Source organism: Dryocola clanedunensis (genome assembly GCF_038405435.1).
Lineage (GTDB): Bacteria > Pseudomonadota > Gammaproteobacteria > Enterobacterales > Enterobacteriaceae > Dryocola > Dryocola clanedunensis_A.
On record NZ_JBBYHZ010000002.1, the window covers coordinates 502690 to 529247 of the forward strand.

General features: G+C 57.0%; 29 protein-coding genes and 1 pseudogene. 15 read left to right on the top strand and 15 right to left on the bottom strand.

Annotated features, from left to right (window positions below):
- Nucleotides 1–51 precede the first annotated feature (51 nt).
- Complete coding sequence (locus AAE045_RS06325; RefSeq protein WP_455547176.1) at nt 52–981, top strand: nickel/cobalt transporter; 930 nt, start codon at nt 52–54, stop codon at nt 979–981.
- Nucleotides 982–1161: 180 nt separating this feature from the next.
- Here the strand turns inward: AAE045_RS06325 and AAE045_RS06330 are convergent, their stop codons facing one another.
- Nucleotides 1162–1335 (bottom strand): GhoT/OrtT family toxin, encoded by a 174-nt coding sequence (locus tag AAE045_RS06330; RefSeq protein ID WP_202301840.1) that lies wholly within the window; start codon nt 1333–1335, stop codon nt 1162–1164.
- 134 nt (nt 1336–1469) lie between these two features.
- Entirely contained in the window at nt 1470–2894 is a 1425-nt protein-coding gene (patD, locus tag AAE045_RS06335) for an aminobutyraldehyde dehydrogenase (protein ID WP_455546975.1), read from the bottom strand.
- A 242-nt stretch (nt 2895–3136) separates the two neighbouring features.
- Here patD and AAE045_RS06340 point away from each other — a divergent pair, with 242 nt between their 5' ends.
- A complete protein-coding gene (locus AAE045_RS06340; protein ID WP_455546976.1) occupies nt 3137–3523 on the top strand; it encodes a VOC family protein in 387 nt (128 codons plus the stop codon).
- Here the strand turns inward: AAE045_RS06340 and AAE045_RS06345 are convergent.
- From AAE045_RS06345 to AAE045_RS06360, 4 genes are all read right to left on the bottom strand, one after another.
- The gene (locus AAE045_RS06345) at nt 3513–3878 is read right to left on the bottom strand and encodes a type II toxin-antitoxin system RelE/ParE family toxin (RefSeq protein ID WP_455546977.1); all 366 of its coding nucleotides are present in this window, start codon (nt 3876–3878) and stop codon (nt 3513–3515) included. The genes AAE045_RS06340 and AAE045_RS06345 overlap by 11 nt on opposite strands.
- Nucleotides 3838–4083: a TA system antitoxin ParD family protein gene (locus AAE045_RS06350; RefSeq protein WP_271128104.1), complete on the bottom strand. Its 246-nt coding sequence runs from the start codon at nt 4081–4083 to the stop codon at nt 3838–3840. The genes AAE045_RS06345 and AAE045_RS06350 overlap by 41 nt, the downstream gene beginning before the upstream one ends.
- 125 nt (nt 4084–4208) lie before the next feature.
- On the bottom strand, nt 4209–4736 hold the full coding sequence (locus tag AAE045_RS06355; RefSeq protein ID WP_455546978.1) for a GNAT family N-acetyltransferase: 528 nt from the start codon (nt 4734–4736) through the stop codon (nt 4209–4211).
- Nucleotides 4736–6148: an aminotransferase-like domain-containing protein gene (locus tag AAE045_RS06360; protein ID WP_455546979.1), complete on the bottom strand. Its 1413-nt coding sequence runs from the start codon at nt 6146–6148 to the stop codon at nt 4736–4738. Before AAE045_RS06360 ends, AAE045_RS06355 begins: the two co-directional genes overlap by 1 nt.
- Before the next feature lie 149 nt (nt 6149–6297).
- On the opposite strand from AAE045_RS06360, the gene AAE045_RS06365 reads away from it, so the two are divergent.
- Genes AAE045_RS06365 through AAE045_RS06375 form a run of 3 tightly spaced genes read left to right on the top strand, consistent with a single transcriptional unit; the run spans nt 6298 to nt 8830 of the window.
- Complete coding sequence (locus AAE045_RS06365) at nt 6298–7698, top strand: cytochrome ubiquinol oxidase subunit I (RefSeq protein ID WP_455546980.1); 1401 nt, start codon at nt 6298–6300, stop codon at nt 7696–7698.
- The gene (gene cydB, locus AAE045_RS06370) at nt 7698–8711 is read left to right on the top strand and encodes a cytochrome d ubiquinol oxidase subunit II (protein WP_455546981.1); all 1014 of its coding nucleotides are present in this window, start codon (nt 7698–7700) and stop codon (nt 8709–8711) included. Before AAE045_RS06365 ends, cydB begins: the two co-directional genes overlap by 1 nt.
- Nucleotides 8711–8830 (top strand): DUF2474 domain-containing protein, encoded by a 120-nt coding sequence (locus AAE045_RS06375; RefSeq protein WP_455546982.1) that lies wholly within the window; start codon nt 8711–8713, stop codon nt 8828–8830. Before cydB ends, AAE045_RS06375 begins: the two co-directional genes overlap by 1 nt.
- Here AAE045_RS06375 and AAE045_RS06380 read toward each other — a convergent pair.
- Nucleotides 8825–10249: an MFS transporter gene (locus AAE045_RS06380; protein WP_455546983.1), complete on the bottom strand. Its 1425-nt coding sequence runs from the start codon at nt 10247–10249 to the stop codon at nt 8825–8827. The two genes, AAE045_RS06375 and AAE045_RS06380, sit on opposite strands and share 6 nt — an antisense overlap.
- A gap of 109 nt (nt 10250–10358) precedes the next feature.
- Between AAE045_RS06380 and AAE045_RS06385 the strand changes: the two genes are divergently transcribed.
- The 3 genes from AAE045_RS06385 to AAE045_RS06395 all read left to right on the top strand — a co-directional run bounded on the left by AAE045_RS06385 (nt 10359) and on the right by AAE045_RS06395 (nt 12096).
- The gene (locus AAE045_RS06385) at nt 10359–11228 is read left to right on the top strand and encodes a helix-turn-helix transcriptional regulator (protein WP_455546984.1); all 870 of its coding nucleotides are present in this window, start codon (nt 10359–10361) and stop codon (nt 11226–11228) included.
- 107 nt (nt 11229–11335) lie between these two features.
- Nucleotides 11336–11665 (top strand): SMR family transporter, encoded by a 330-nt coding sequence (locus tag AAE045_RS06390; RefSeq protein ID WP_202301846.1) that lies wholly within the window; start codon nt 11336–11338, stop codon nt 11663–11665.
- A gap of 185 nt (nt 11666–11850) precedes the next feature.
- Nucleotides 11851–12096, top strand: coding sequence for a DUF2554 family protein (locus AAE045_RS06395; RefSeq protein ID WP_455546985.1), 246 nt, complete (start codon nt 11851–11853; stop codon nt 12094–12096).
- A gap of 42 nt (nt 12097–12138) precedes the next feature.
- Here the strand turns inward: AAE045_RS06395 and AAE045_RS06400 are convergent, their stop codons facing one another.
- Nucleotides 12139–13257, bottom strand: coding sequence for an S-(hydroxymethyl)glutathione dehydrogenase/class III alcohol dehydrogenase (locus AAE045_RS06400; RefSeq protein ID WP_271128113.1), 1119 nt, complete (start codon nt 13255–13257; stop codon nt 12139–12141).
- Between the two features lie 31 nt (nt 13258–13288).
- Nucleotides 13289–13564 (bottom strand): metal/formaldehyde-sensitive transcriptional repressor, encoded by a 276-nt coding sequence (locus AAE045_RS06405; protein ID WP_455428126.1) that lies wholly within the window; start codon nt 13562–13564, stop codon nt 13289–13291.
- Between the two features lie 256 nt (nt 13565–13820).
- Here AAE045_RS06405 and AAE045_RS06410 point away from each other — a divergent pair, with 256 nt between their 5' ends.
- Nucleotides 13821–14780 (top strand): glycosyltransferase family 2 protein, encoded by a 960-nt coding sequence (locus tag AAE045_RS06410; RefSeq protein ID WP_455546986.1) that lies wholly within the window; start codon nt 13821–13823, stop codon nt 14778–14780.
- A gap of 24 nt (nt 14781–14804) precedes the next feature.
- Nucleotides 14805–14912, top strand: a pseudogene (locus AAE045_RS06415) (AzlD domain-containing protein); the annotation flags it as partial.
- Between the two features lie 3 nt (nt 14913–14915).
- On the opposite strand, the gene cybB reads toward AAE045_RS06415, so the two are convergent.
- Nucleotides 14916–15446 carry a cytochrome b561 gene (gene cybB, locus AAE045_RS06420; protein ID WP_455546987.1) on the bottom strand — a complete coding sequence of 177 codons (531 nt, stop codon included), beginning with the start codon at nt 15444–15446 and terminating at the stop codon, nt 14916–14918.
- A 191-nt stretch (nt 15447–15637) separates the two neighbouring features.
- Here cybB and gap point away from each other — a divergent pair, with 191 nt between their 5' ends.
- The 5 genes from gap to AAE045_RS06445 all read left to right on the top strand — a co-directional run bounded on the left by gap (nt 15638) and on the right by AAE045_RS06445 (nt 21428).
- Nucleotides 15638–16639, top strand: a complete 1002-nt coding sequence (gene gap, locus AAE045_RS06425) for a type I glyceraldehyde-3-phosphate dehydrogenase (protein ID WP_455546988.1) — start codon at nt 15638–15640, stop codon at nt 16637–16639.
- 112 nt (nt 16640–16751) lie between these two features.
- Entirely contained in the window at nt 16752–19127 is a 2376-nt protein-coding gene (locus AAE045_RS06430) for a DMSO/selenate family reductase complex A subunit (protein ID WP_455546989.1), read from the top strand.
- The gene (locus tag AAE045_RS06435) at nt 19124–19744 is read left to right on the top strand and encodes a DMSO/selenate family reductase complex B subunit (RefSeq protein ID WP_455546990.1); all 621 of its coding nucleotides are present in this window, start codon (nt 19124–19126) and stop codon (nt 19742–19744) included. Before AAE045_RS06430 ends, AAE045_RS06435 begins: the two co-directional genes overlap by 4 nt.
- Nucleotides 19741–20583, top strand: a complete 843-nt coding sequence (locus tag AAE045_RS06440; RefSeq protein WP_455546991.1) for a dimethyl sulfoxide reductase anchor subunit family protein — start codon at nt 19741–19743, stop codon at nt 20581–20583. Before AAE045_RS06435 ends, AAE045_RS06440 begins: the two co-directional genes overlap by 4 nt.
- Nucleotides 20583–21428: a 4Fe-4S binding protein gene (locus AAE045_RS06445; protein WP_455546992.1), complete on the top strand. Its 846-nt coding sequence runs from the start codon at nt 20583–20585 to the stop codon at nt 21426–21428. Before AAE045_RS06440 ends, AAE045_RS06445 begins: the two co-directional genes overlap by 1 nt.
- Nucleotide 21429: 1 nt before the next feature.
- Here the strand turns inward: AAE045_RS06445 and AAE045_RS06450 are convergent, their stop codons facing one another.
- From AAE045_RS06450 to AAE045_RS06470, 5 genes are read right to left on the bottom strand one after another with little or no spacing between them, the layout of a single operon-like run.
- Nucleotides 21430–22488, bottom strand: coding sequence for an ABC transporter ATP-binding protein (locus AAE045_RS06450; protein ID WP_455546993.1), 1059 nt, complete (start codon nt 22486–22488; stop codon nt 21430–21432).
- Nucleotides 22489–22499: 11 nt separating this feature from the next.
- Complete coding sequence (locus AAE045_RS06455) at nt 22500–23363, bottom strand: carbohydrate ABC transporter permease (RefSeq protein WP_455546994.1); 864 nt, start codon at nt 23361–23363, stop codon at nt 22500–22502.
- Nucleotides 23341–24246 (bottom strand): carbohydrate ABC transporter permease, encoded by a 906-nt coding sequence (locus AAE045_RS06460; RefSeq protein ID WP_455546995.1) that lies wholly within the window; start codon nt 24244–24246, stop codon nt 23341–23343. The genes AAE045_RS06455 and AAE045_RS06460 overlap by 23 nt, the downstream gene beginning before the upstream one ends.
- 9 nt (nt 24247–24255) lie before the next feature.
- Nucleotides 24256–25587, bottom strand: coding sequence for an ABC transporter substrate-binding protein (locus AAE045_RS06465; RefSeq protein ID WP_455546996.1), 1332 nt, complete (start codon nt 25585–25587; stop codon nt 24256–24258).
- A 24-nt stretch (nt 25588–25611) separates the two neighbouring features.
- Nucleotides 25612–26541, bottom strand: coding sequence for a TauD/TfdA dioxygenase family protein (locus AAE045_RS06470; protein ID WP_455546997.1), 930 nt, complete (start codon nt 26539–26541; stop codon nt 25612–25614).
- Nucleotides 26542–26558: the final 17 nt, after the last annotated feature.

Here is a 26558-nt window from a genome sequence, read left to right on the forward strand (position 1 = left end):
TCCGCCATGACAGCCAAAGCCCTGAACCGCACACTGAGTCTCTCCGGTGGGATGATCCTGCTGGTGCTGGCCGCGCTTGCCATCATCACCGCCTACCAACACTGGAGCGCCTTTATTCAGTGGTGCCTGAGCGTGCAGATCACCCTGCATCGCTACCTTGTGCTCTATCTGTTGCAGATTAATAACGCCCAGTACAGCGGCGGCATCTGGCTGCTGACCGGCAGCTTTATCTATGGCGTGCTGCATGCCATAGGGCCGGGACATGGAAAATTTATCGTCACCACCTACCTGAGCACCAACAATGAAACGCCTTTCGTCAGCCGTGCGGTGCCGTTTTTAGGCAGCCTGATGCAGGGCCTCACCGCCATTGCCTTTGTTTTTATCCTGTCGGTGTTGCTCAATCTTTCAGGCGGGGATTTAAGCCAGAGCCGCTGGTACGTTGAGAAGCTAAGCGCACTGCTGATCGGTGCGTTCGGGATGTTTATTATCTGGCGTGCGGTTCGCGGCTATCGGCCAGCGAAAATGCAGATAAAAAGCCTGGTGCCTGCCGGTCAGTCAGGCCATCAGCATGATGACCAGTGCGGCTGCGGGCACAACCATGGCGTGGGCTACTGCGGACGGGACGGCAGCTGGATGACGCATCTGGGGGTGATCGTGGCCATCGGCGCAAGACCGTGCAGCGGCGCAATCATGATCCTGCTTTTCTCAAACGCGCTGGGATTTATCACCTGGGGAATAATGGCGGTGATGACGATGGCGCTGGGGACAGCGCTGTCCATCATGACGCTCTCGGTAGCGGTAACTTGGGCGCGTGACGGCATCGGTAAACTCTACCTGACCCGCTCACCGCGGCATCTTCGCATGCTGACGCTGGCCCTGAAGGTCGTCGGCGGGATTTTACTTATTCTCTTCGCCTGCGTGCTGTTTCTGACGGTGATACCGGTGAGCGCTAACGGGGATTATATCGCTGCGGGCTGCTGAATAAAAAAGGCCGGTCATCAAGACCGGCCTTTAGCGTTTCAACTGAAGTTACTTTGTATGAGTCCGTTTCAAACTATTAGTTACCTCCGTTCCGCCGTTACTGACCCCAACATACTCCTTCCCGTAACCCAGAAACAAAACCTGACTCACACTTTTGGCCTGGCGTATTTTTGAGGTTTATCAGAACAGCGAGAACATCAGCGCAACCGGAAAACTCATCGGCCAGGTCGCCCCAACCAGCACGGAACTTAACAATTTGATTCTTTTAGATTCGTGAGACAAAAACCAGGTAATCACCGCAGAGATGCCCGACATTACAGCGTAAAAAACCAACATATGTTGATAAAGCGTCATTCTAATTTTTAATAATTGATAAAGAAATTTGGCAAATTATGCTCTTTTTGTATGACGCAGATCAAGTTTTTGAGATCGCCGGATGACGCTCCGCCTGGTTAAGGCGGAAATACGCAGCAGCATCCCCCCGCTATCTAATGCTTTATCATCACGTGCCGGACAACCGTGTAATCCTCCAGCCCGAACAGCGACATATCCTTGCCGTAGCCCGACAGCTTCTGCCCGCCGTGCGGCATTTCGCTGACCAGCATAAAGTGCGTGTTAACCCAGGTGCAGCCGTACTGTAACCGGGCGCTCATCCGGTGCGCGCGGCCTACATCCTGCGTCCAGACGGACGATGCCAGCCCGTAGTCGGAGTCGTTCGCCCAGCCCAGCACTTCCGCTTCATCGCTGAACGACGTCACGCTCACCACCGGGCCAAAGACCTCTTTCTGCACGATGTCATCTTCCTGCTTCGCCCCGGCGAGCAGCGTTGGCTGGAAGTAGTATCCCGGGCCATCGACCTTCGAGCCACCGGTGACCACCTTCACATGCGGCAAAGCTTTCGCGGCCTCGACGGCTTTGCTCACCCTTTCAAGGTGCGCCTGTGAGCTGAGCGGCCCCAGCTCGGTGGATTCGTCATCCGGTGAGCCATACTTCAGACTGGCAACCGCCTCCCCAAGCTTTTCGACCAGCCTGTCGTAAATGCCCTTTTGCGCGTAAATGCGGCATGCGGCGGTGCAGTCCTGCCCTGCATTGTAGTAGCCAAAGGTACGGACACCTTCCACCACGGCATCCAGATCCGCGTCGTCAAAGACAATCACCGGCGCTTTGCCGCCCAGTTCCATGTGGGTGCGCTTAATTGAAGGCGCAGTATGGCTGATGATGTGCTCCCCCGTCGCGATAGAGCCTGTCAGCGATACCATCCTGACTTTATTGTGGCCGGTCAGCGCGTCTCCCACCGTTTGCCCACGCCCAAAAAGCACGTTCAGCACGCCAGCCGGGAACACCTCTTTTGCCAGCTCTGCAAGTTTAAACGCGGTCAGAGGCGTGATTTCCGAAGGCTTGATGACGACGCAGTTCCCCGCCGCCAGCGCCGGGGCCAGCTTCCAGGCCGCCATCATCAGGGGATAGTTCCACGGCGCAATCGACGCCACCACGCCCACCGGGTCGCGGCGGATCATGGAGGTGTGCCCGCTGAGGTACTCCCCGGCGGCCAGGCCATTCAGGCAGCGGCTCGCACCGGCGAAGAAGCGGAAAACATCCACCACGGCAGGAATCTCATCATTCAGTACGCAGTGGTAAGGCTTACCGCAGTTCTGCGATTCAAGGCGGGCGAAAGCCTCAGCGTTTTGTTCAATAACATCCGCCAGCTTCAGCAGATGCTCCGCTCGTTCTTTAGGGGTTGTCTGGCCCCACGACGTAAACGCCGCGTCTGCCGCCGTCACCGCCTCATTAACCTGCTCAACCGTCGCTTCGGCTATCTCCAGCAGCACTTTTCCGGTGGCTGGATTATAAACCGGCAGCTTCTCGCCCAGCCCATCCACTAACTGACCGCCTATCAACAGCTGGCTTTGCATAGTGATACCCCTGAAGTTATTCCCCATCCAAAAACAATAGCCTGAGCCAATATATCCTGTATGTACCAGGTGAAAAATTTCGTCAGCCTGTGATAGAGCGCGCAGTAAACCCGCACGCAGGATCGCAGGCGCGGGTTAACATAAACCGGTGTTTTTAAAGTGTAGACAGCGGGTCACCGCTGCGCTTCCGGGCAGCCCGCTTATTGCTAATTATCAAAATTTCATATGGATGGAGGTGGTGAATGCAGGTTGCGCATATTGCACTGTGGACCAACGATCTTGACCGGGCGGCGGCCTTCTGGCGCGAGCATTTCAGTGCTTCCGTCGGTGAGGCATACCACTCGAAGCGACGCGAGGGCTTTATTTCACATTTTGTGACGCTGGAAAGCGGCCCGGCGCTGGAGCTGATGACGCTGCCGGGACTTGTGGATAAGCCGCCCCGCGAGGATAACCGCACCGGCTGGGCGCACATTGCGGTGAGTCTGGGAACCGTCGAGGCAGTAGATAAGATGGTCAGCGCGCTGGAGCCTGACGGCGCAGTGGTTCACGCCGCCCGCTGGACCGGGGATGGCTTCTACGAAGCGGTTATTGCCGACCCGGACGGTAATCTGATTGAGATTACCTCCTGACTGCTGGCGGATGACGCAGGCTTATCCGCCCTACAGGCGACCTAACCGTAGGGCGGACAAGTTTTAGCATCTGGTAGAAGTTTTCATGTGCGCCGAGGCTTAACAAGTAAAGCTCCAGGCGCGCATCAACCCAGCTGTATCCCAGCAGCGCGAGCTGGTTGTTCAGATGAAATTTATGGACGCGCAGGTAGGCAAGATCGCCTTTTTTGCGCTCACCTATGTCCGGGTGAGCGATGACTTTCTCAATTTCATCTTCAACCTGCGTCAGCAGCGGGGAAGGCAACTTTGCCAGCGCCTTGCCGAAGCGGGCCGTTTCATAGACTGTCAGGGGTTTGCTTTTTCGTTCTGCGGACATATTTCTGCACTCTGCCATTTTCCATTTCGCTTTGTGCCAGCATCGTCTCTTTAATAAAGCTGAACGGAAGATCCGGGTTATCCTCAACGATTTGCCCAATCTTCGCCCAGTATTCGATCTGCTTCGGCACGCTTCGGCTGCAGGCGTCGGCGTGAATTTTGACATCCGCTACAAACTGGTCATCTAACCGTATGCTAATAGCCATGTTCATGCTCCATCACCTCCTTGTGACCTTCAGTTATAAAGAGTAAAGCGCAATAAATCGCTACGCGCGACAAAATGTCGCACAAGTGCGAGGCGTCTTCCAGAATTAAATTTCGCCGCTGTGATTCAGCTCTTTTTTATCCGATAAACCACGTGCCGCCGCAGCGGATGGCCTGCTTCAAGCGCCGGATGATCGAACTCCTCGCCGCGCACCATGCCGATTTTTTCCATCACGCGCTGTGAAGGGGTATTAACCAGAGCCGTGAAGGAGACTATTTCTGACATCCCGTACTGTTCAAAGCCAATCTCGAGGGCTTTGCGTGCGGCTTCAGGCGCATAGCCTTTACCCCAGAACGGGCTATCCAGCCGCCAGCCGATTTCGATACAGGGGGAAAATGGCAGCGGATAAGACGGCACGTTAAGCCCGACAAAGCCCATAAACGCCCCGCTGCTCTTTTCCTCTATGGCCCAGAGGCCCCAGCCGTTGATTGCCATCTTTTGTTCGATAATATCGACCATGCCGCTGCTCTCAGCTGGCGTCAGCGTTTTAGGGAAATAGCGCATCACGTCAGCGCTGGCGTTCAGGCTGGCAAAGGGCTGCCTGTCGCTTTCTCGCCACGGGCGCAGTATTAGCCGATCGGTGCGGTAGTTCATCAGGTCTCCTTCATTTCATTGATTAAACGTGACAACGTCACAACCGCCTGCTGCTCTCTTTCACCCCACAGCCAGGAGGCATTAAGCCGGAAATAGTTGGCCCAGGCGTTCCCCGTGGTAAACATCTTCCCTGGCGCGATGCTGATTTTGTGGGCGATGGCCCGCTCGCTGAGCACGCTGGCGTCCATTCCCTCCGGAAGCTCCAGCCATAAAAAATAGCCGCTTTCGCTGTGGTGAATTTTCACCTCCGCAGGCATAACCGCGTGCAGCGCCTGCCAGGCATGCTGTTTGCGTTCGGCCAGCACCCGCCGCAGGCGGCGCAGGTGCGTGTCGTAGCGTTTGGTCGCCAGATAGTCCACCAGCGCCAGCTGCATCGGGGTGCTGGTGGATAACGTGCTCATTAGCTGTAACTGCTGGATGCGCCTTGCATGTTTTCCTGCCGCCACCCAGCCAATGCGAAAACCGGCCACCAGGCATTTCGAAAAGGAGGAGCAGTGCAGCGTAATGCCCCGCTCGTCGTAGGCGCGGGCCGGAAGCGGCCTCTCCCGTCCGAAGTACAGTTCGCTGTAAACATCATCTTCTATAAGCGTGACGTTATGCTCCTGCAGCAGCGACACCAGCTGCCGCTTTTTCTCCGGCGTCAGCGTCACGCCAAGCGGGTTCTGGCTGTTGGTCATCAGCCAGCAGGCCTTAACCGGATAGTCGTTCAGCGCCTGTTTCAGCGCCGCCATATCGATGCCGTGCTGCGGATCGGTTGCCACTGAAACCGCCTTTAGCCGTAAACGCTCCAGCGCCTGAAGCGCGCCGTAGAAGCAGGGGTTTTCGACTATCACCCAGTCCCCCGGCCCGGTGACTGCCTGGAGGCTTAAATTCAGCGCCTCCAGCGCCCCCGCGGTGATAACAATTTCGTCAGGCGATACCTGCATCCCCTGCTGGGCGTAACGTCTGGCGATGGCGTGGCGCAGCGCCTCGTTGCCCGGCGGGAGATTTTCTATCACGCTCATTGCCGCAACTGTACGCCCCACCGTCGCCAGGGAACGGTTTAGCTGCTGAAGTGGAAACAGGCGGGGATCGGGAAAAGCGGAGCCAAACGGCACCACCGAGGCGTCGCAGCTGGCCTGGAGAACGTCGAAAATATAGGTGTTGATGTCTACCGTTTCGTCGCTCATCACCTTCGCGGGCGCGGGCGTCGTCCGGGCAACCTGGCGCGGCGCAACGTAATAGCCGGACTGGGGACGGGCCACAATCACGCCCTGGCTTTCCAGCACCTGATAAGCGTGGCCGACGGTCATAAAGCTCATGCCGCTGTTGGTCACCTGCTCGCGCAGGGACGGCAGCCTGTCCCCCGGCAGCCAGACGCCAAGCTCAATCTGGTCTTTAATCTGCTGCGCCAGCTGCTGATATTTCTTCATCTCGATTCCGCTCTCCGCATCTATATCAGTCCGTTAAAAATACGCCATTTTCAAAAACTGTTATAGCTAAATAAGCGCTTTCTGTTTCTGCCATGGCCTGCAGCAACGCACTACCATAGCCTCGTCGTTATTGTGCTGTGAGGTTGTACATGTTCGGTTTAGATGCGTTTCACCTGGCGAGGATCCAGTTTGCTTTTACGGTCTCCTTCCACATTATATTCCCGGCCATCACTATCGGGCTTGCCAGCTACCTGGCGGTGCTTGAAGGGCTATGGCTGAAATCCAGAAATCCTGTTTACCGCTCGCTTTATCATTTCTGGTCGAAGATCTTTGCCGTTAACTTCGGCATGGGGGTGGTCTCCGGGCTGGTGATGGCCTACCAGTTCGGCACTAACTGGAGCGGTTTTTCCCAGTTTGCCGGGAGCATTACCGGCCCGCTGCTGACCTACGAAGTGCTGACCGCCTTCTTCCTGGAGGCCGGTTTTCTTGGCGTGATGCTTTTCGGCTGGCAGCGCGTCGGCCCGGACCTGCATTTCTTCGCCACCTGTATGGTCGCGCTGGGCACAATTATTTCAACGTTCTGGATCCTCGCTTCTAACAGCTGGATGCAGACGCCGCAGGGGTTTGAGATCCACAACGGGCAGGTTGTCCCGGTGGACTGGTTCGCCGTGGTGTTCAATCCTTCCTTCCCTTACCGCCTGCTGCATATGTCCGTCGCAGCGTTTCTTAGCAGCGCGTTTTTTGTTGGCGCTTCTGCGGCCTGGCACCTGCTGCGCGGCAACAAAACGCCGGCCATTAAAACGATGTTTTCTATGGCGCTGTGGATGGCGGTCATCGTCGCTCCGCTTCAGGCGCTGATTGGCGATATGCACGGTCTGAATACGCTGAAGCACCAGCCCGCCAAAATTGCCGCCATTGAAGGCCACTGGGAAAACATTCCCGGCGAGCCAACGCCGCTGCTGCTGTTCGGCTGGCCGGATATGGAACAGGAGCGCACGCGCTACGGGCTGGAAATCCCCGCGCTTGGCAGCCTGATCCTCACGCACAGCCTGGACAAACAGGTCCCCGCCCTGAAAGATTTTCCGAAGGAGGACAGGCCAAACTCGACGATGGTGTTCTGGTCGTTCCGCATCATGGCCGGGCTCGGCATGCTGATGATCCTCCTCGGCGCCATCAGCCTTTGGCTGCGCTACAAAGATCGGCTTTATGAAAGTCGCCCCTTCCTGCATTTCGCGTTATGGATGGGGCCGTCCGGGCTGATAGCTATTCTTGCGGGCTGGGTGACTACCGAAGTGGGACGCCAGCCGTGGGTGGTTTATGGCCTGCTGCGCACCAAAGACGCGGTATCCGCGCACGGTAATCTGCAAATGAGCATCAGCCTGCTGACGTTCTTCGTGGTCTATACGTCGGTATTCGGCGTGGGCTACAGCTACATGGTGCGGCTAATCAAAAAAGGCCCACAGCCCTTTGATGAGCATCCGCCCGCCGCCCGTGGCACCCCTGCCCGCCCGCTCTCTGCGGTGAATGAATCTCTGGAGGAGACACGCTGATGGGTATCGATCTTTCCGTTATCTGGTTTGTGATTATCGTCTTTGCCACGCTGATGTATATCGTCATGGACGGTTTCGATCTGGGCATCGGCATCCTGTTTCCCTTTATCCGCAGCGCTGACGACCGGGACGTGATGGTCAACAGCGTCGCCCCGGTCTGGGACGGCAATGAAACCTGGCTGGTGCTGGGCGGCGCGGCGCTGTTCGGTGCGTTTCCGCTGGCCTACGCGGTGATTGTCGACGCGTTGACCATCCCGCTGACGCTGATGCTGATCGGCTTAATCTTCCGCGGCGTGGCGTTTGAGTTTCGCTTCAAAGCGACGCCGGAACATCGTCCATTCTGGGATAAAGCCTTTCTTGGGGGATCGATCCTGGCGACGTTCTGCCAGGGTGTCGTGGTAGGCGCGGTAATCACGGGCTTCCCCGTGGTGGGCCGGACGTTTGCGGGGACGCAGCTCGACTGGCTGACGCCGTTCAACCTGTTCTGCGGCGCGGGCCTGGTGGTGGCCTATGCCCTGCTCGGCGCAAGCTGGCTGGTGATGAAAAGCGAGGATCCGCTGCAGTTCAAAATGCGCGCGATAGTGAAGCCGCTGCTGCTGGCGCTGCTGAGTATTATCGCTATCGTCAGCGTCTGGACGCCGTTGCTGCATGAGCAGATTGCCTCCCGCTGGTTCAGCCTGCCGAACCTGTTCTGGCTGCTGCCCGTGCCGGTACTGGTTCTGCTTTGCAGCCTGTGGCTGTGGCGCAGCGCCAGCAGCAGTACCAGCCTGCACAGCACGCCGTTTGTCCTTACGCTTGCGCTGGTATTTCTGGGCTTCAGCGGGCTTGGGATCAGCATCTGGCCGTGGATTATCCCGCCGTCCATCACGCTGTGGCAGGCCGCCGCCCCGCCGCAAAGCCAGGGGTTCATGCTGGTTGGCGCGCTGTTTATCATCCCGATCATTCTGGTTTACACCTTCTGGAGCTACTACGTATTCCGGGGCAAAGTGCAGCACGGCGAGGGGTATCACTGATGAACAAGATAAGACAGCTGTTGTGGATGGTGGCGCTCTGGGCAGGCAGCGTGCTGGCGCTCGCCGCCGTGGGCATGGTGTTCCGGCTGCTGATGAACGCAGCCGGATTTAAATCATGACTGGCAGACTATCGGGCTATGGAGCTGCTGCCTGCGCAGCAGCGTAATCACCGCCAGCAGCAGCATGATCGCAACTTCCACCCCCGTGAATCCCATCATCGCCGTGAGATAATTTCCGTGGCTGAGGTCGCGAAACTGCAGGAACAGCGCGCCGAAGATTGCCGGACCAAGCCCAAGGGTGGACTGCTGGAGCGTGCTTAAAATCGCGCTTCCGGCCCCCGCATCGTTCGGGGCGATATCTCTCATCCCCAGCCGGTAAAAGCTGTTGACGATCAGCGCCTGGCCATAGCCAATCAGCGCCGTGGCGGGCGCAACGGCCAGCGCGCCAGCCCGCTGCCCGAAATAGTTTAACGTGGCGATAAGCAGCAGCAGCCCGACAACCTGTATGGCTATCCCGCTCAGCAGAATGGTGCCCATGGCGTGACGGGCGATAAGCCTCGGGGCGAAACAGGCAGAGATGAAATAGGCGACGCCGAGCGCGATAAAGCTGTTGCCGGACTGCCAGGGGGCCATACCCAGCCCGGCCTGCAGCGTCAGCGCCATGCAGAACATAAAGCCCGACCAGCAGGTGTAGAACAGCACCGCAATCAGAAAGCCGAAGCGGATGCTGGTCAGCTTCAGCAGGCGCGGAGGCAGCAGCGGCTGCAGCCCTTTCTGCTGCTGGGCCAGCGCGCCCGCCCGCATCCAGAATCCCAGCGGGATAATCGCCAGCAGCGCAGCCTGCATCGGCCACGGCCAGTGCAGCTCAGGCCCCAGCGCCATCGGAAACAGCAGGCAGCAGAGAATCAGCGCCAGACAAATCGTTCCCTGCCAGTCAATACGCGAGGTGCGCTCGCTGCGGGTTTCCGGCAGGAAACGCTTGCCAATCATCAGTACCAGCAGGCAAATCGGCACGTTGATAAAGAACGCATTGCGCCAGCCCAGCCCGGCGATATCCGCCGACACCAGCCAGCCGCCGCCCATCTGCCCGATAATAAAGGCTATACCGCCGATGCCGCCGTACAGGCTGATGGCTCTGGCATGGGCCGTGCCTTTCAGCGTGACGTGCAGGATGGCCAGAATTTGCGGCACAATCAGCGCCGCGCCCATGCCCTGTAAGGTGCGGGCTGCCAGCAGTTCTTCAACGCTGCGGGCAACGCCGCAAAACAAAGAGGCGATGCCAAACAGGGCCACGCCCCACATCAGCACGCGCCTGCGCCCCAGGTTATCCCCCAGCTTGCTGCCCACCGCCAGGCAGACCGCAAAGGCGACGCCGTACAGCGCGACGATAAGCTCCAGCTGCGTGTGGCTGGTTCCCAGCGAACGGGTGATTGAGTCGAGGGCGACGTTGGTGATCGAAGTATCGATCAGCGGCAGCATCTGGCTGGTCAGCAGCAGGATTAATCCGGCCCGCCCGAGAGAAACAGGGGTGATATTCATCAGGAACTCCATTGCATGGTTCAGGTTACCGGGCTAGCATTCACCAATCCGTAACCGGGTACCAGTTCCTGTTTATACTGGTACTGGCACTACCCTGCAGGAGTTTGCTATGGCCGCCGTAACCGACGTTGAACCGCGCCTCACCACGCTTGAGGACAACCGAAAAATGCTTGCCGCCTTTCTGCGGACCCGCCGGGAAAGTCTTGACCCCCAGCGCCTTGGCCTGCCGCGCAGCGGACGCCGCCGCACGCCCGGGCTGCGGCGGGAAGAGGTCGCCCTGCTGGCGGACGTTGGCGTCACCTGGTATACCTGGCTTGAACAGGGGCGCGAGGTTAATCCCTCCGTCAGCGTCATGACCGCCATCGCCAGCGCGCTACAGTGCAGCCCGGTAGAAACACGCCACCTGTTCATCCTCGCCGGGCTGTCACCTTCTGAAATCCCCGCATCGGCAATCTGTGAAAATCTCAGCCCCGCCTCACGGCGCCTGCTGGACGCGCTGATGCCCAACCCGGCCTGCATGCAGACCCCAAATTTCGATATCCTCGGCTACAACCGCAACTTTTGCCTGCTGATGGGTGTGGATCTGGACAGCGTCCCAGCGGAAGAGCGCAACTGCATTTACCAGTATCTGACCAATGAAACCTGGCGCAGCCGGCTTGGCGATAAAGAATCGCTGATGCCGTTGTTCGTGGGCTACTTTCGAGCGGGCATGACGGAAAACAGGGGCAATCCGCGCTGGGAAGCGTTGCTGGAGCAATTTACCCGCGTCTCCGCAGAGTTTAAGACCCTGTGGCAACAGCGTTATGAAGTGAAAGGAATTGAAAACCATCTCAAAGAGTTTATCCACCCGCAGATTGGCACCGTTCAGATGCAGCAGGCCAACTGGTTTTCTACCCCACGAGACGGCGCACGCCTGCTGGTTTACCTGCCGGTGGATGATGCCGGAGAGCGGGCCCTTGCGGGACTTTCGCAATATTAGGATGCCGGGAAGAAACCGCTTTATCGCGCGGCAGTGCTTGCCCGATAAACCAATTCTCGCTACATTCCCCGGCTCCATGCTGGTCCTGACTGAAACGGATAACTGAAATGACCTATACCTGGCTGATTATTGCCATTGTGGCGGAAGTGATTGCCACCACCTCCCTGAAGCTCTCTGAAGGTTTCAGCCGCCTGTGGCCTAGCGTCGCAACCGTGCTGTTTTACGCCGTGGCTTTTTATTGCCTGTCGCTGACCATGCGCACCATCCCCACGGGCGTGATTTACGCCATCTGGTCCGGCGCGGGTATTGTGTTGATTGGTGCAGTCGGCTGGATTTTCTTAGGCCAAAAGCTGGACTGGCCCGCAGTCGCCGGTATGGCGCTGATTATTATTGGCGTGCTGGTGATAAATCTATTTTCGAAATCTGTCGCGCACTGATTGTCTGCGGTGGATGACGCTAGCGCTTATCCACCCTACAAATACTTAACCTTTCATCAACAAAATCCAATCTCCCTCCTCTTTTACACTGCTGACAATTCTTTAACGCTCTTTTGAATATTCAAATAGTCACTTACCGGAATTATCTATACAGTGTGGCCGTCACGTTAATGAGGTTTGGGAAAATGGTTAATAAACTGCGCGCAAGGCTGGGAATGATTTTGCTGCTGATGAGCGCCGCACTCTTCTCCGGCCAGACGATGGCGGAGTCGCACGGGCATCTGTTTCTGGTGGTAAAAAGTGCAGATATGCTGCTGCGCCATCAGGCCGACAGCGATGAGCTCCGCCAGAGCGCGGAAGAAGCCGCAGCCGATTTTCGTGAGCGTTACCACCACGTCCAGATAAAGAAAGCGCCAACGACCATTGGCTAAAAAAACGGGCGGAGTAGCACCTATGCCATCCGCCGCATGAGTTTACTTCTCGCCGAAATGAATCACGGTACGAATCGATTTCCCTTCGTGCATCAGGTCAAACGCTTCGTTAATCTGCTCCAGCGGCAGGCGGTGGGTAATAAACGGATCGAGATTGATCTTCCCAGCCATCGCGTCTTCTACCATGCCCGGTAACTGCGTACGCCCTTTTACGCCGCCGAATGCGGAGCCACGCCACACGCGGCCGGTCACCAGCTGGAACGGACGAGTTTTGATCTCCTGGCCCGCACCGGCCACGCCGATAATCACGCTTTCGCCCCAGCCTTTGTGGCAGCATTCCAGCGCGGAACGCATCACGTTCACGTTGCCGATGCACTCGAAGCTGAAGTCCACGCCGCCGTCGGTCATCTCAACGATGACGTCCTGAATCGGCTTATCGTAATCTTTTGGGTTGATGCAGTCGGTCGCGCCCATCTCCGTGGCGAGCTTAAACTTCTCCGGATTGGTATCGACGGCCAGGATACGCCCGGCTTTCGCCTGTACGGCCCCCTGAATAACTGCCAGGCCAATACCGCCTAAGCCAAATACCGCTACGGTGTCGCCTTCTTTAACTTTTGCGGTGTTATGAACCGCCCCGATGCCGGTCGTCACGCCGCAGCCCAGCAGGCAGACTTTATCCAGCGGAGCCTGTTCGTTTACTTTCGCCAGTGAGATTTCAGCCACAACGGTGTATTCACTGAAGGTGCTGGTGCCCATATAGTGGTAGATCGGTTCGCCGTTGTATGAGAAACGCGTGGTGCCGTCCGGCATCAGGCCTTTCCCCTGTGTGGCGCGAACGGCCTGGCACAGGTTGGTTTTACCGGATTTACAGAACTTACACTCGCCGCACTCAGCGGTGTAAAGCGGGATAACATGGTCGCCCGGCTTCAGGCTGGTAACGCCCTCGCCCACTTCCACCACGATACCGCCGCCTTCATGGCCCAGTACCGCCGGGAATACGCCTTCCGGATCGTCGCCGGATAAGGTAAAGGCATCGGTATGGCACACGCCGGTATGGGTAATTTTGACCAGCACTTCGCCTTTTTTCGGCGGTGCAACGTCAATTTCTACGATTTCCAGAGGCTTGCCCGGACCGAATGCTACTGCTGCACGTGATTTCATTGTCTTCTTCCGTCGTCAGGTGGGAATGTATTTATTTTAGATAAGAGCGGATCAGATTACCGACTTCCGCCATGCGCACGGCGCGCTGCTCCTCGGACGTTTCGCCCGCGACCAGCTCATCCTTCAGGTGAATTTCCATCATCTCGCCCATCAGGCCGTTAGCGGCACCGCGAACGGCGGCGATCTGCTGCAGAATAGCGATGCAGGGATCGCCGTTTTCCAGCGCGCGCTCAATCGCCTCCGTCTGACCGCGAATGCGGCGCACGCGGGTCAGAATGCGTTTTTTGTCTTCCGGTGAATGGGGCATAGCGGCCTCCTGATACTATAGGGGGGTATGGTACATGCTGTGAGGAATTTATGTAAACATTAAATTTTGTAAGCTGATAATGAATTGAACTGGAGTCTTTACAACCCCTCTCGGTCAAAGAATGTCTTCTAAGCACTAAATAACCCCAGCACAGATTTTTCCTCAAACTATTTTGTTTTATATGATCTCTCAGTTAGCATAATGTAAAGCGCAGCAGACCTTGAGAACATTTGTGGCAACGGAGCAAGATTCAATAATGAGTAAGATAAAGTTAAGCGTTATCGTCCCCTGTTATAATTCGGGCGAGTACATTGCCGAATGCCTTGAATCTGTTCTGCCTCATTTATCAAACACAACAGAACTTATCATAGTAAACGATGGTTCTACGGACGATAGCAAAAACATCATCGAAAATACGATTGATAATTATAAATGCAATAATATTACAGTAATAAATCAGGAGAATACGGGTCTGTCCGGCGCAAGAAACAAAGGAATCAAGGCTGCAACAGGTGAGTATCTCGCATTTTTAGATTCCGATGACTTCATGCACCCTGACTTCTGGAGTGAAATAGTTCCTGTAATTCAGGATTCGACTATTGATATTGTTGAATTCAATGCAGATCAGTTTGAGGGAAGTAGAAACAATGTTATTGAGCATATTGACAGCGCCGTTTTTGATGGCAGAGTCGACATTTCCTCAATCGAAAAATTAACCCCAGCCTTTAAAAAATGCAAGTGGTATCCATGGGCAAGGGTTTATAAAACATCACTTTTTCGTGATTTCAACATCGAATTCCCCGTTGGGCGCCTTTATGAGGACATGAGTACTATCCCGTCCATTTATTTACATGCCAAAGTTATTTATGGCATGGAAAAGTCGCTAATCTGGTATCGATACCACAAAAAAAGCATCACACAAACTTTCAGACAAAAAGATTTAGCTGATTTAGTCTATGCTGCTCAATCAATTGCCCGTTTAGCGGAGGGCAAGGATGAGATTAAAAAAGTGCTATTCCCAACGTCGCAAAGGATTTTCAATTTTATTAAATATACATTAGTTAAAAATAAAGGCGCAAAACTCCCCTTTCCTGAGCAGATGGCTTTGCGCAAGTCGCTGCTCGTTTTTATCGAGTTTTTTAGTGTGTCGCGTAAGGCACAAATAATTATATTGCCTTTATATCTAAATTTAATAGTTCGGTTTAGAAAAAAATAACGCCCTTTTTGCCAGGCATGGCACGGGCTGGCGGCTGCCGTATTTTTAGCCTGGCGCAAAGTGCCGCTGATTATCGTCATTCTGGTGTCTGCCAATATCGCCGCTTCCCTGCGCTACTTCGGCCCGCCATAGAAATTACTTCCGCTTACCCGGCAGCATGCGCACCAGCGTGTTGTCCTTCCAGACGTAGTGATGAAACAGCGCCGCGAAGGCATGAATACCAATCACGAAATAGCCCGTATTGGCAATCAGCTCATGGATTTCCTTCATGGTGAACTGGCGATCTTCATCCAGTTCCGGCGCGTGCGGCATGGGAATACCCAGCACCGACCAGTCGCTGCCTTTATAGTAGACGGTGAGGAAGCCCATGATCGGCAGCACGATAAACATCAGGTAGATGATGGTGTGTACCAGGTGGGAAACGCCGATGATGGCAGGATGGGGTTTTGGCGTGATGGCCGGCGCGCGGTATTTGAGTCTGACCAGCAGGCGTAAAACCATCAGCACCAGCACGCTTAGTCCACAGGTTACGTGGGTGGCGTTGATCGCCGGACGATAGCTGCGCGGGAAGAAGCCTTTCAGCTCCATGGCGCAGTAGGCCGTAACGATCAAAAGAAAAACCAGCCAGTGGAGGGTTATCTGTAACGAGGTGTATTTGCTGCGCATTAAAAAGCCCTGACCCGAATCGCTAATGGCACCACGATAGCGGCTACATCTTAAAAAATCATTAACATCTGACGAAATTAGCCAACAAACCACGCCCGTCGGCCCGGTTTGCGGCCCCCCTCATTATGAGCTATCACTAGTGATGATTACGGTTTTTGCTACTTCCAACTGTAAATAATGAGGATCCAGTCATGAAAAAAATTGGTATTAATGGCTTTGGCCGCATTGGACGCCTGGTGCTGCGCCGTGTTCTGGAAACGAAAAGCGACGTGGAAATCGTTGCTATTAACGACCTCACCTCCCCGAAAGTGCTGGCCTACCTGCTGAAGCACGACTCCAGTTACCGCAACTTTGACGGCAGCGTGGAACATACCGACGATTCGCTGGTGGTCAACGGTAAGAAAATTAAGGTTTACGCCGAGAAAGACGCGAAAAATATCCCCTGGGGTAACGATGGCGTGGAGATCGTCATTGAATGCACCGGGTTCTACACCTCCGAAGAGAAAGCCAGCGCGCACCTGGATGCGGGAGCTAAAAAAGTGCTGATCTCCGCCCCGGCTGGCGACATGAAAACCATCGTCTTTAACGTCAACTGCAACACTATTACGCCGGAAGATAAGATTCTCTCTGTTGCCTCCTGCACTACCAACTGTCTGGCCCCCATGGCGAAAGCCCTGCACGACAACTTTGGTATTAAGCTCGGCACCATGACCACCATTCACGCCTATACCGGCACGCAGTCGCTGGTCGATGGCCCGCGTGGCAAGGATTTACGCGCTTCGCGCGCCGCCGCGCAGAACATCATTCCCCACACTACCGGGGCGGCAAAGGCTATCGGGCTGGTTATTCCGGAACTTCAGGGCAAGCTTAAAGGTCATGCCCAGCGCGTGCCGACGCTGACCGGTTCGGTCACCGAACTGGTATCGATTTTAGAGAAAAAAGTCACGGTCGATGAAATTAACGCCGCGCTGAAAAAGGCCACTGAGGGCAATGAATCGTTCGGCTATACCGATGAAGAGATCGTCTCGTCCGATATCGTTGGCACCAGTTTCGGCTCGGTGTTCGATGCCACGCAGACCGAAGTGACCGAGGTCGGAGACCTGCAGCTGGTGAAGACCGTTGCCTGGTACGACAACGAATACGGGTTCGTCACGCAGCTGGTTCGCGTGCTGGATGCGGTAGCAAAAGAGTAAAACCGCACCTACTCCTAAAGGAGTGTAATTTTATACCCACGAGGCATTGATATAACGCAACAAACTAAAAAGCCGTGCTGTTAGCATGGCTTTCTTTTTTTGAGCCTATGTCATGACCGATAAAGATAAAACGCTATCCGGGATCTCTCGTCGACATTTTGTAAAAGCGAGTTCCGCCCTTGCCGCAACGCCGCTGTTTATTAACCGCAGCGCTTTTGCCGCCAATCCACAGACCAGCCCCGGCACGGTTTCCTCAGCACCCGAAGAGCGCGTAGTCCCGACCTGCAGCACCTTCGACTGCGGCGGGAAATGCGACATTCGCGCACACGTTGCAGATGGCGTGGTAACTCGCATCACCACGCGCCCCGATAACGAGCTGGATGAAGAGATGCCAATCATGCGCGCCTGCGTTCGCGGACGCGGCTATCGCAAATTCGTCTATCACCCTGACCGCCTGAAATACCCGATGAAGCGCGTAGGTAAACGCGGTGAAGGTAAATTCGAGCGTATCAGCTGGGATGAAGCAACCACGCTGATTGCCGACAACCTTAAGCGCATCACGGAAAAATATGGCCCCTCCTCCCGCTACGTGCACGTTGGTACCGCCGTCAGCGGCGGCACCTTCAGCGGCGATGCAATGGTGCGCCGCCTGCTGAACCTCACCGGCGGCCATCTTCAGTATTATCACTCCGTCAGCATGGGTAACACCGCGGCCGCCACGCCTTACACCTACGGAGCCGCCGCCAGCGGCAGCAGCCTGGATACGCTTGCCGATACTAAGCTGGTCATTCTCTGGGGCCACAACACCACCGAAACGATCTTTGGCCACAGCAACCACTATTTTCAGCAGATGAAGCAAAACGGCACGCGGTTTATCGTGGTCGATCCTCGCTACTCGGACACCGCTTCCTCCCTTGCCGATGAATGGATCCCGCTGCGTCCCTCTACGGATAACGCCCTGATGGACGCGATGATGTACGTCATCGTCACCGAAAACCTGCACGATAAAGCGTTTATTGAGCGCCATACCCTCGGCTTCGATGAAAACTCAATGCCTGAAGGCGTGCCGGAAAACGAGTCGCTAATGGCTTATCTTACCGGCGCCAAAGACGGCATCGCGAAAACACCCGAGTGGGCAGAACCGATAACTCACGTTCCGGCACAGACCATTCGCCAACTGGCAAGGGACTACGCGACGACCAAACCTGCCGCGCTGATCCAGGGCTGGGGCCCGCAAAGACATAACTGCGGCGAACGTACCGCTCGCGGCTCAACGCTGCTGGCTACCCTGACCGGAAACGTCGGCGTGAAAGGCGGCTGGGCGGCAGGCTATGGCGGCATCGGCAACCGTAAATTCACCACCGGGCCGGAAATGCCGGACAACCCGGTGAAAGAAAAAATCTCCGTCATGAACTGGGTTCAGGCGGCGGACGATGCCAGCAAAGTCACGCCGCAGGACGGTCTGACCGGGGCGGAGAAGCTCAGCAACAATATTCGTATTTTGTTCTCGCACGCTGGTAACTACCTGGCGAACCAGAACCCGGACATCAACAAGACCATCGGCGTTTTGCAGGATGAATCAAAAATCGAATTCATCGTGGCAACCGATCTGTATCTGACCCCGAGCGCAAAATACGCCGACCTGCTGCTGCCGGAAACCAGCTTTATGGAGCGCTGGAACATCGGCGAAACCTGGGGCACCGGCAACTATCTGGTGCTGTCGGACAAGCTTGTCGAGCCGCCGTTTGAGGCCCGCACCGACTACAACTGGCTGCGTGAAGTCGCCGCTAAGCTTGGCGTTGAGGCGGAATTCAGCCTTGGCCGCGACGAAAAGCAGTGGATTGAACACATCTGGGAAGCCACGCGGCTGTCGATGCCGGATGAAAATCTGCCGACCTTTGCGGAGTTGCAGATCCAGCGTCGTCATCTGTTTAAGAGCAAGCCGTACGTTGCATTCGAAGACAACATTCGTGACCCGGATAACCATCCGTTCGCCACGCCGTCGGGGAAAATCGAGATTTTCTCTAAGCGTCTGTACGACATGCATCACCCGGAAATTCCGGCGCTTTCCCACTACGTTCCGGCCCACGAAGGCCCGGAAGATGCTCTTGCCGCTAAATATCCTCTGCAGCTGATCACCTGGAAAGGCAAAAACCGGGCTAACTCCACGCAGTACGCCAACCCATGGCTGCAGGAAGTGCAGATTCAGAAACTGTGGATTAACCCGCTGGACGCTGAAAAACGCGGCATCGCCCAGGGCGACACGGTGAAGATCCACAACGATCGCGGTATCAGCCTGGTCCCGGCGGAAGTCACCCAGCGCATTTTACCGGGCGTTGTAGCCATGCAGGCCGGGGCCTGGTGGCAGCCGGATGCCAACGGTGTCGACCACGGCGGCTGCGCCAACGTGCTGAGCTCGTCGCGCATCACGGCCCTGGCAAAAGGGAATTCACATCAGACTATGCTGGTTGAGGTAGCAAAAGCATGAGTAAATTTACAGAACTGCCGCCGGTAAGCACGAAGCAACTCGGTTTCTTTATCGACTCTTCCCGCTGCTCGGGCTGCAAGGCGTGCCAGGTGGCCTGCAAGGACAAAAATAACCTTGAGGTGGGCCGCCGCTTCCGTCGCGTTTATGAAGTGAAAGGCGGCGGGTTCACGCCGACCGGCAGCGGCGGGATGCTTAACAACGTCTACGCCTATACGCTTTCTATCTCCTGCAACCACTGCAGCGATCCGATCTGCACTAAAAACTGCCCGACCACGGCGATGCATAAACGTCCCGGCGACGGCATCGTGCTGGTTGATACCAACAAATGCGTCGGCTGCGGCTACTGCGCCTGGTCCTGCCCTTACGGCGCGCCGCAGATGAATAAAGAAACGGGGCAAATGTCGAAGTGCGATTTTTGTGTCGACCTTCAGTCAAAGGGCGAACAGCCAATGTGCGTCGCAACCTGCCCGTTAGGGGCAATTAAATTTGGGCCAATTGACGAGCTTCGCGCGAAGTACGGCAGCGTCTGCGACGTTCAGGGCCTGCCAAACTCGTCCATTACGCATCCTAATCTGGTGATCAAACCGCACCAGGGTGCAGAACAGGGAGGTAAATGATCGTGCAAGAATGGCCGCTGATTGTCTTTACGCTGCTGGTACAGGGCTCCGTTGGCACGACCGTGCTGCTGTCGTTAATTCTGCTGTTTGCCGGTAACTCGCTGGACGGGGCACAACGCCGCCGGTTCCTGCTGGCACCGCTGATTGTCGCCGTTGTGGCTGGGGGCTGTGGGCTGATCGCCTCCACCCTTCACCTTGGCTATCCGCTCAACGCTTTTAACGCGCTTCGTCACTTCAGCAGCTCGTGGCTGAGCAGGGAAATTATCTTTGCCAGCCTCTACCTGGCAGCCGTGGGTATCGCAGCCGTACTGGCGCTGTTCCTGCGCAAAGTTTGTCTGCCGCTGCTGCTGCTCGGTTCCGTTTTGGGCCTGATTGACGTGTACTGTATGGGGTCGATTTATACCCATACCACCATCGCTACCTGGACCCACATCAACACCTGGTTCATGTTCTTCGGTGCGGTGCTGAGCATTGGCGCAACGGCGGGGATCTGGCTCTCTGCCGGACTGGGCGACAAGCTTCGCAGGCAGGTTGCGGCTTCTGCGCTGGCGGTGATGGCGGTCGGCGCCCTGCTGCGCCTGCTGGAGCAGATGAGCTATTTCAGCTACCTGACCCAGGCAAAGCTCAGCCAGGTTGTGACCTTTCCGCATCAGCCGCTCGCTGCTTTTGACCATCTGCGCACCTTGTATATCGCTTCCTGGGTGCTGCTGCTGGTGGGCATTGCGCTGATGGGCCGGTCGGTTAGCGCCTGCAAATGCCGCTCGATGGTAGTGCTGGGAGGCTGCGCGGTGATAGCTGCGGAAGTTCTGCTGCGCGTCGTGTTCTTCACGCTTAGCTGATGGATCTTCTGTCCCTCAAGGCTCGCCCCTCCGTGGGGCGGGCCTGTTTAAGAAGCCAGCTTCGCCGCAGCCGGTGTCAGGCCTGTCAGGATGCCTGCCCGCTCGGGGCAATTAATTTCAGTAAAGGGCTGGCGGAAATTGATGCAGATACCTGCGTTAGCTGCGCGCGATGCCTGTTCGTTTGTCCCACCACCGCTATAACGGATCTGACTCCCCCACAGCGCGCTTATCGGGACGGCGTGCTGATCGCCCCTTTCAGCCATATCCCGCCCACGCCGGAAGAGCTGCTGCTCTGGCATGACGAGTTCCGCATTCGCGCGGTAGAGATGGATGCCGACGAGCACCCCGGCTGGCTGCTGTCCCTTGCCGAGCTCAACCTGCGCCTGGCCCGGCTTGGTAAACCTGCGTGGACGTTAGTTTCGCCGCCGCAAAACAGCGTTAATAGCGGACGCCGCCGCTGGCTGCAAATCAGCCAGGCAACGGCCTGCACCGCTGCGGTGTCACCCGCTGTCGCCCCTGCGGGAACAAACCTGGCTATCGGGCTGGACACCAGCCGCTGCTTTCTTTGCGGCGCGTGCGCCAAAATTTGCCCGCAGCAGGCCATTTCGCTAACGGAAAACGAGCTGACGCTTGACCCGCTCCGCTGCAACGGCTGCAAAGCCTGTGAAAACGTCTGCTTTCCGCAGGCGATAGCCATTCAGCCCTCGCCCTCTGCTTTCCCTGTCCGTCATGCCGTTTTCAGGGCAACGTGCTCTTCATGCCGGCAGCCATTCGCCAGCTGGCGCGAGGACGCAAGCCTATGCCCTATCTGCCAGCGTCACGGTCACGGCATGCGGGAAGCCTGAGCTAGTTAATCCGCACCCCGCTCTGCTCATCAAACAGATGCGTCTGCAGCACGTCCGGCTGTAGGTGCATGGCGCTGCCCGGCGTCGTCTGAACCCTGTCGCGAAACACGGCGATGGCCTTTTGTTTGCCGATATTAAGGGCGATTTGCGTTTCCGCTCCCGTCGGCTCCACCACGTTCACCTCCGCGACTACCCCGCCCTGATTAACCTGGGTGAAGTGCTCCGGGCGCACGCCGTAGAGCACGCGTTTGCCATGGTTTGCCGCCGGGACATTGTTCAGCGGCAGGCGCAGGCCGTCATCGGTAATAAACGATTCGCGATCGAGCGTACCGCTCAGCAGGTTCATGGACGGCGAGCCGATAAACCCGGCGACAAAGGCATTGCGCGGGCGATCGTACAGCTCCAGAGGCGTACCAACCTGCTCGATAATCCCGTCTTTCAGCACTACTATTCTGTCCGCCATGGTCATCGCCTCCACCTGGTCGTGGGTGACGTAGACCATGGTTGCGTTCAGCCGCTGGTGCAGCGCTTTGATTTCGGTACGCATCTCAACGCGCAGTTTTGCATCCAGGTTGGAGAGCGGCTCGTCGAATAAAAAGACGCGCGGGCTGCGCAGAATGGCCCTTCCCATCGCCACGCGCTGCCTTTGCCCACCGGAGAGCTGGCCCGGCTTGCGTTTCAGCAGATTGCTCAGCCCGAGCGTGGCGGCAACTTTCGCTACCCGCTCGTCTATTTCAGCTTTCTTCACGCTCTGCATTTTCAGCGAGAAGCCCAGGTTATCCTCCACCGTCATATGCGGATACAGCGCGTAGTTCTGGAACACCATCGCGATATTACGAGCCTGCGGCGAAATATCGTTGATGACTTCGCCATCGAGCGCTATTTCCCCGTCGGTGATGCTTTCCAGCCCGGCAATCATACGCAGCAGGGTCGATTTTCCGCAGCCGGACGGCCCGACCAGCGCCACGAACTCTCCTTCGCGGATGGTCAGATCCAGCCCTTTAATAATCACGTTATCTTCATAACGCTTGTGGATGTTGCGTAAGGTAATAGTCGCCATATTTCAATCCTTCAGTCTTTCAGGCCGCCAGCGGTCAGGCCGTGGACCAGATAGCGCCGCACCAGCAGCGTAAACGCCACCACCGGCAGCATCACCAGCGTGCCGCTGGCCGCTATCTTGCTCCACTCCCACCCTTCGTACTGGAGAAAGTTAACGATCGCCACTGGCGCCGTGACGGCCTGGGTGCGCGTCAGGATCAGGGCATAAAAGAAGTCGTTCCACGAAAAGATAAAGCAGAGGATGGCGGTTGCGGCCAGCCCCGGCGCCACCAGCGGCAGCGTAATCGTCCAGAAGGTCCGCCAGATGGAACAGCCGTCGAGCCAGGCCGCCTCCTCAAGCGCGGGCGGCACGGCGGCAAAAAAGGTCTGCATCAGCCAGATGACGATCGCCAGGTTAAACGTCAGATAAACTATCGCAAGGCCGAACACCGTGTCCTGCAATCCGAGCCAGCGCCAGGCCAGATAAAACGGGATGGTGAAGGCAATCGGCGGAGCCATGCGGGTCACTAGGATCCACAGCGCCACGTGCCTGCGCCCCGGAAACTGCCAGCGCGTTAATACCCACGCCGCCGGAACCCCTATAATCAACGACAGGCCGGTAGAGAGCGTGCTGACCAGCAGGCTGTTACCAAACGAATGCAGAAAATTGCCCTGCCACAGCGAGCGGAACGCGTCCAGCGTTGGCGTGAACCACAGCGTTAAATCAAAGGCCTCCATGGCCGGACGAAACGCCATGATCACCATCCACAGGAACGGCGCAAGCATCGCCAGCAGAATCAGCCAGGCTGCAAAGGCCCGCCCGCCCGGCAGCCGGAACGGCCTGCCTCTGCGCGCCGGTAAGGCATGAATAGTTTCAAGCGTCAGCTTTTCGCTCATCGCTCCACCCCGCTTTGCCCACGATATAGCTCAACACAAAGACCCCGACGAGGATCACCACGGCGATGGCGCTGCCGTAACCCCAGTACGAGAAGTTAAAGGCCTGAATAAAGCCGTAGTAGTTAGTGACTTCGGTGACCGAGCCCGGCCCGCCGTCGGTTAACACGTAGATCAGCGGAAAGGCTTTGAAGCTGTCGATCAGCCGGAACAGCGCGCAAACCACCAGCACCGGCTTGATATACGGCAGCACGATGTAGCGGAAGATATTACCGGGGCTGGCGCCGTCCAGGCTCGCCGCCTCCAGCGGATCTTTGGGGATCATCTGTAGCGCCGCCAGCACCATCAGCATGGTGAAGGGAAACCACTGCCAGATATCCGCTACGGCAATCGCCCACAGCGCCGTCGCCGGGTTGGCAATCAGCGACGGCAGCGTGATCCCCCACATATCCAGCACCTGGTGCAGCGGGCTGATATCCGGCGTGTAGATGATTTTCCAGATCAGCGCCACGATAATCGGCGGCAGCACCATCGGGATAAGAAACAGCGTCCGGGCGGTGTGCAGCCATTTCGAAGCGCCGTTGAGCAATAAGGCCAGCCCCAGCCCGATGATCACCTGAAATAACACGCTAACCAGCGAGAGCTTTAGCTGCGTGACCACTGAATTTAGAAATCTTGGGTCATCCAGCAGTTGGCGATAGTTAATGAGCGGGTCGCTGAAGGTAAACGTCGCCTGCGGGTTCGTCAGGCTCAGCGGCGTCAGGCTGGTGACAATCAGCGCCACGGCGGGCAACAGCGTGATTATCGCCAGCACGACGATGGACGGCACCAGCCCCGCCAGATACGCCATTTTTTGCTGGCGCTGCCAGTTGGATTTCGCGTGCATAGTCGCTCCTCAGATCTTCGCGCCGGAGCGTTTAAGATCGGCAATCGACGCGGTTTGTGCCTGCTGCATCGCCTGTTTTGCCGAAAGCTGGCCGGAGACAATCAGGGCGATAGCCTTATTGAGCTGCTGGTCGACCTGCGGGAATACGTTCACCGTGCGGTATTTCATGTAGCCGCCCTGGGCCGCGCGGTCTACCGCGCTCAGGGAGAGCTGCGCCAGGTCAACGCCGTTGATGATCTGCCTGCTGCGGAACGCCTGCGAATCGATATCGCTGCGCCTTGTAGGCGAACCGTAGCCCGCCGCCACCGCCCGTTGGGTGTTCTGCTTCGAAAGCGCCCACTGGATAAACGCCCACGCGGCCTCTTTGTTCTTCGAACCTGCCGGAATGCCCAGCGCATGAACCGCCATGCCGGGGAAGCGCCCCGCTGGTCCCTGCACCATCTGGCCGAAGTTCACCGTTTTCAGGGTGCGCGAGGACGCCGGATCGCCAAGCTGGGCCAGATAGGCCTGGCTGGAGTCGGAGAAGTTAACCCGGCCAAGTTTCAGCGCCTGGGTGGACTGGTCGGCGGTATAGGTCAGGCCGCCGTTCGGGCCGAACTCGCGGATCAGACGGGCAAAATAATCCGCGGCGGCAACGGCTTCCGGCGTATCCAGCGTCGGGAACAGATCGTCAGGCGGATTGCGGAATACGTTGCCGCCGAAGGCCTGCAGATAGGGAATAAACGTCCAGCCGTAGTGGTTATCCGTTACGTAACCCGCCACGCGCTGCTTCTTGTTGACCGCCTGTAAAACTTTAAGCAGATCGTCAGTGGTATCCGGGAATTTGAAGCCCGCCTCGGTCACCAGGTCAAAGCGCGAAGAGCCAGCCAGCATCCCTTCTACCACCCACGGAATGCCATAAAGCTTGCCATCGCGGCCCGTTTCCGGCGCCAGGCCGCCCTGCAGGAAGTCATGCACGTCCCACTCGGCGCTGGTCAGGTTCGGGTTGGCGATAAACTCGTCGAGCGGCGTCAGCCAGCCGGAGTTGATCCAGCGGCTGGTGTAGATAAAGGTGACGTTCACCACGTCATAGGCCGAGCCTCGGGTGGACAGCTCCAGGTCCGCCCGCTGGTTGTACACCGGGAAGGACGGCGTGTCGAAGTTGACCTTTGCGCCGGTCAGCGCCTCGAACTCCGGCAGCCACTGGCGCAGCAGGGTTGGATAAGCGGTGCTAAACGTCGAGACATTCAGCGTAACGCCCTCGTATTTTTTCGCGCCGTTCGCCCCGCGGGCGAACGCGGGAACCATGGCGTATACCCCAAAGGCAGCCATCGCCTTCAATAAATCTCGACGTTGCATCATCATTATCCTTTTTATTATCGGCTGTCAGGCTACGGCGCTAACCGGCGACTGCTGGGCAGGATGGGAAACCGTGCGGCTGCGCGTGCCGTCAACGGCAACGGCGGCGTCGCCTTCAATGGTCACGCGGCGCACCAGGCGCGGCTGATTGCCGTAGTCGTTAACCGCATAGTGCTGGGTGGCGCGGTTGTCCCAGATGACCACATCGTCCTGCTGCCAGCGCCAGCGCACGGTATTTTCCAGCTGGATGACGCGGTTTTGCAGCAGCTCGAACAGGCGTGCGGACTCGCGGCTGCTGAAGCCGGACAGGCGCTTAAAGAAGTGGCCCAGCAGCAGAGCTTTTTCGCCGCTAACAGGATGAACGTGAACAACCGGATGCTCGGCTTCGTACACTGCGGAAACAAACACTTTGCGATGGTGATCCAATCGCTGCTGTTCGGCGACAATGCGCTCTGCGCCGTAGTCGTAGTCGTTGCTGTGCACGGCACGCAGGCTTTCGGCAAAGCGCTTCAACTCTTCAGGCAGTTTTTCGTAGGCGGTGGCGGTATTTGCCCAGACGGTATCGCCGCCGTACTCGGGGATTTTTACGCCGCGCAGAATGGAGATTTTCGGGAAGGCTTCCACAAACGTAACGTCGGTATGCCAGGAGTCTGCCCTGCCGCCGCCCTTAGAAGCATCCAGCTCGAAGAGTTTGGTGCCGGTTGGTGCAGGAACGGTCGGATGCGCGACAATTTTGCCGAAGCGCGCGCCAAAGGCCTGGTGGCTTTCATCGGTAAGCTGCGTCTGATTACGGAAAAAGAGAACTTTATATTTCACCAGCGCGGCATCGATCTGGGCAAAGATAGCCGCGTCGATATCCGGCGAAATTTTAATATCCAGGATTTCAGCGCCAATATTACCGGCCACGCGGCGAATGGTCAGATCGGGAAAATCAGTATCAACAGAAACGGTTGTCATAGCGGCAGACCCTTATT

What these genes read in the sequence shown, in the direction of transcription:
- AAE045_RS06410 (WP_455546986.1), top strand. Translation starts at nt 13,821, where the DNA reads ATGAGTAAGATAAAGTTAAGCGTTATCGTCCCCTGTTATAATTCGGGC.
- AAE045_RS06445 (WP_455546992.1), top strand. Translation starts at nt 20,583, where the DNA reads ATGGATCTTCTGTCCCTCAAGGCTCGCCCCTCCGTGGGGCGGGCCTGT.
- AAE045_RS06355 (WP_455546978.1), bottom strand. Translation starts at nt 4,736, where the DNA reads ATGAACTACCGCACCGATCGGCTAATACTGCGCCCGTGGCGAGAAAGC.
- AAE045_RS06395 (WP_455546985.1), top strand. Translation starts at nt 11,851, where the DNA reads ATGGTTAATAAACTGCGCGCAAGGCTGGGAATGATTTTGCTGCTGATG.
- AAE045_RS06345 (WP_455546977.1), bottom strand. Translation starts at nt 3,878, where the DNA reads ATGTCCGCAGAACGAAAAAGCAAACCCCTGACAGTCTATGAAACGGCC.
- AAE045_RS06350 (WP_271128104.1), bottom strand. Translation starts at nt 4,083, where the DNA reads ATGGCTATTAGCATACGGTTAGATGACCAGTTTGTAGCGGATGTCAAA.
- AAE045_RS06385 (WP_455546984.1), top strand. Translation starts at nt 10,359, where the DNA reads ATGGCCGCCGTAACCGACGTTGAACCGCGCCTCACCACGCTTGAGGAC.
- AAE045_RS06340 (WP_455546976.1), top strand. Translation starts at nt 3,137, where the DNA reads ATGCAGGTTGCGCATATTGCACTGTGGACCAACGATCTTGACCGGGCG.
- AAE045_RS06375 (WP_455546982.1), top strand. Translation starts at nt 8,711, where the DNA reads ATGAACAAGATAAGACAGCTGTTGTGGATGGTGGCGCTCTGGGCAGGC.
- AAE045_RS06380 (WP_455546983.1), bottom strand. Translation starts at nt 10,249, where the DNA reads ATGAATATCACCCCTGTTTCTCTCGGGCGGGCCGGATTAATCCTGCTG.
- AAE045_RS06325 (WP_455547176.1), top strand. Translation starts at nt 52, where the DNA reads ATGATCCTGCTGGTGCTGGCCGCGCTTGCCATCATCACCGCCTACCAA.
- cybB (WP_455546987.1), bottom strand. Translation starts at nt 15,446, where the DNA reads ATGCGCAGCAAATACACCTCGTTACAGATAACCCTCCACTGGCTGGTT.
- AAE045_RS06405 (WP_455428126.1), bottom strand. Translation starts at nt 13,564, where the DNA reads ATGCCCCATTCACCGGAAGACAAAAAACGCATTCTGACCCGCGTGCGC.
- AAE045_RS06460 (WP_455546995.1), bottom strand. Translation starts at nt 24,246, where the DNA reads ATGCACGCGAAATCCAACTGGCAGCGCCAGCAAAAAATGGCGTATCTG.
- AAE045_RS06435 (WP_455546990.1), top strand. Translation starts at nt 19,124, where the DNA reads ATGAGTAAATTTACAGAACTGCCGCCGGTAAGCACGAAGCAACTCGGT.
- AAE045_RS06455 (WP_455546994.1), bottom strand. Translation starts at nt 23,363, where the DNA reads ATGAGCGAAAAGCTGACGCTTGAAACTATTCATGCCTTACCGGCGCGC.
- AAE045_RS06440 (WP_455546991.1), top strand. Translation starts at nt 19,741, where the DNA reads ATGATCGTGCAAGAATGGCCGCTGATTGTCTTTACGCTGCTGGTACAG.
- AAE045_RS06390 (WP_202301846.1), top strand. Translation starts at nt 11,336, where the DNA reads ATGACCTATACCTGGCTGATTATTGCCATTGTGGCGGAAGTGATTGCC.
- AAE045_RS06430 (WP_455546989.1), top strand. Translation starts at nt 16,752, where the DNA reads ATGACCGATAAAGATAAAACGCTATCCGGGATCTCTCGTCGACATTTT.
- AAE045_RS06365 (WP_455546980.1), top strand. Translation starts at nt 6,298, where the DNA reads ATGTTCGGTTTAGATGCGTTTCACCTGGCGAGGATCCAGTTTGCTTTT.
- AAE045_RS06465 (WP_455546996.1), bottom strand. Translation starts at nt 25,587, where the DNA reads ATGATGCAACGTCGAGATTTATTGAAGGCGATGGCTGCCTTTGGGGTA.
- AAE045_RS06470 (WP_455546997.1), bottom strand. Translation starts at nt 26,541, where the DNA reads ATGACAACCGTTTCTGTTGATACTGATTTTCCCGATCTGACCATTCGC.
- gap (WP_455546988.1), top strand. Translation starts at nt 15,638, where the DNA reads ATGAAAAAAATTGGTATTAATGGCTTTGGCCGCATTGGACGCCTGGTG.
- AAE045_RS06360 (WP_455546979.1), bottom strand. Translation starts at nt 6,148, where the DNA reads ATGAAGAAATATCAGCAGCTGGCGCAGCAGATTAAAGACCAGATTGAG.
- AAE045_RS06450 (WP_455546993.1), bottom strand. Translation starts at nt 22,488, where the DNA reads ATGGCGACTATTACCTTACGCAACATCCACAAGCGTTATGAAGATAAC.
- patD (WP_455546975.1), bottom strand. Translation starts at nt 2,894, where the DNA reads ATGCAAAGCCAGCTGTTGATAGGCGGTCAGTTAGTGGATGGGCTGGGC.
- AAE045_RS06400 (WP_271128113.1), bottom strand. Translation starts at nt 13,257, where the DNA reads ATGAAATCACGTGCAGCAGTAGCATTCGGTCCGGGCAAGCCTCTGGAA.
- AAE045_RS06330 (WP_202301840.1), bottom strand. Translation starts at nt 1,335, where the DNA reads ATGACGCTTTATCAACATATGTTGGTTTTTTACGCTGTAATGTCGGGC.
- cydB (WP_455546981.1), top strand. Translation starts at nt 7,698, where the DNA reads ATGGGTATCGATCTTTCCGTTATCTGGTTTGTGATTATCGTCTTTGCC.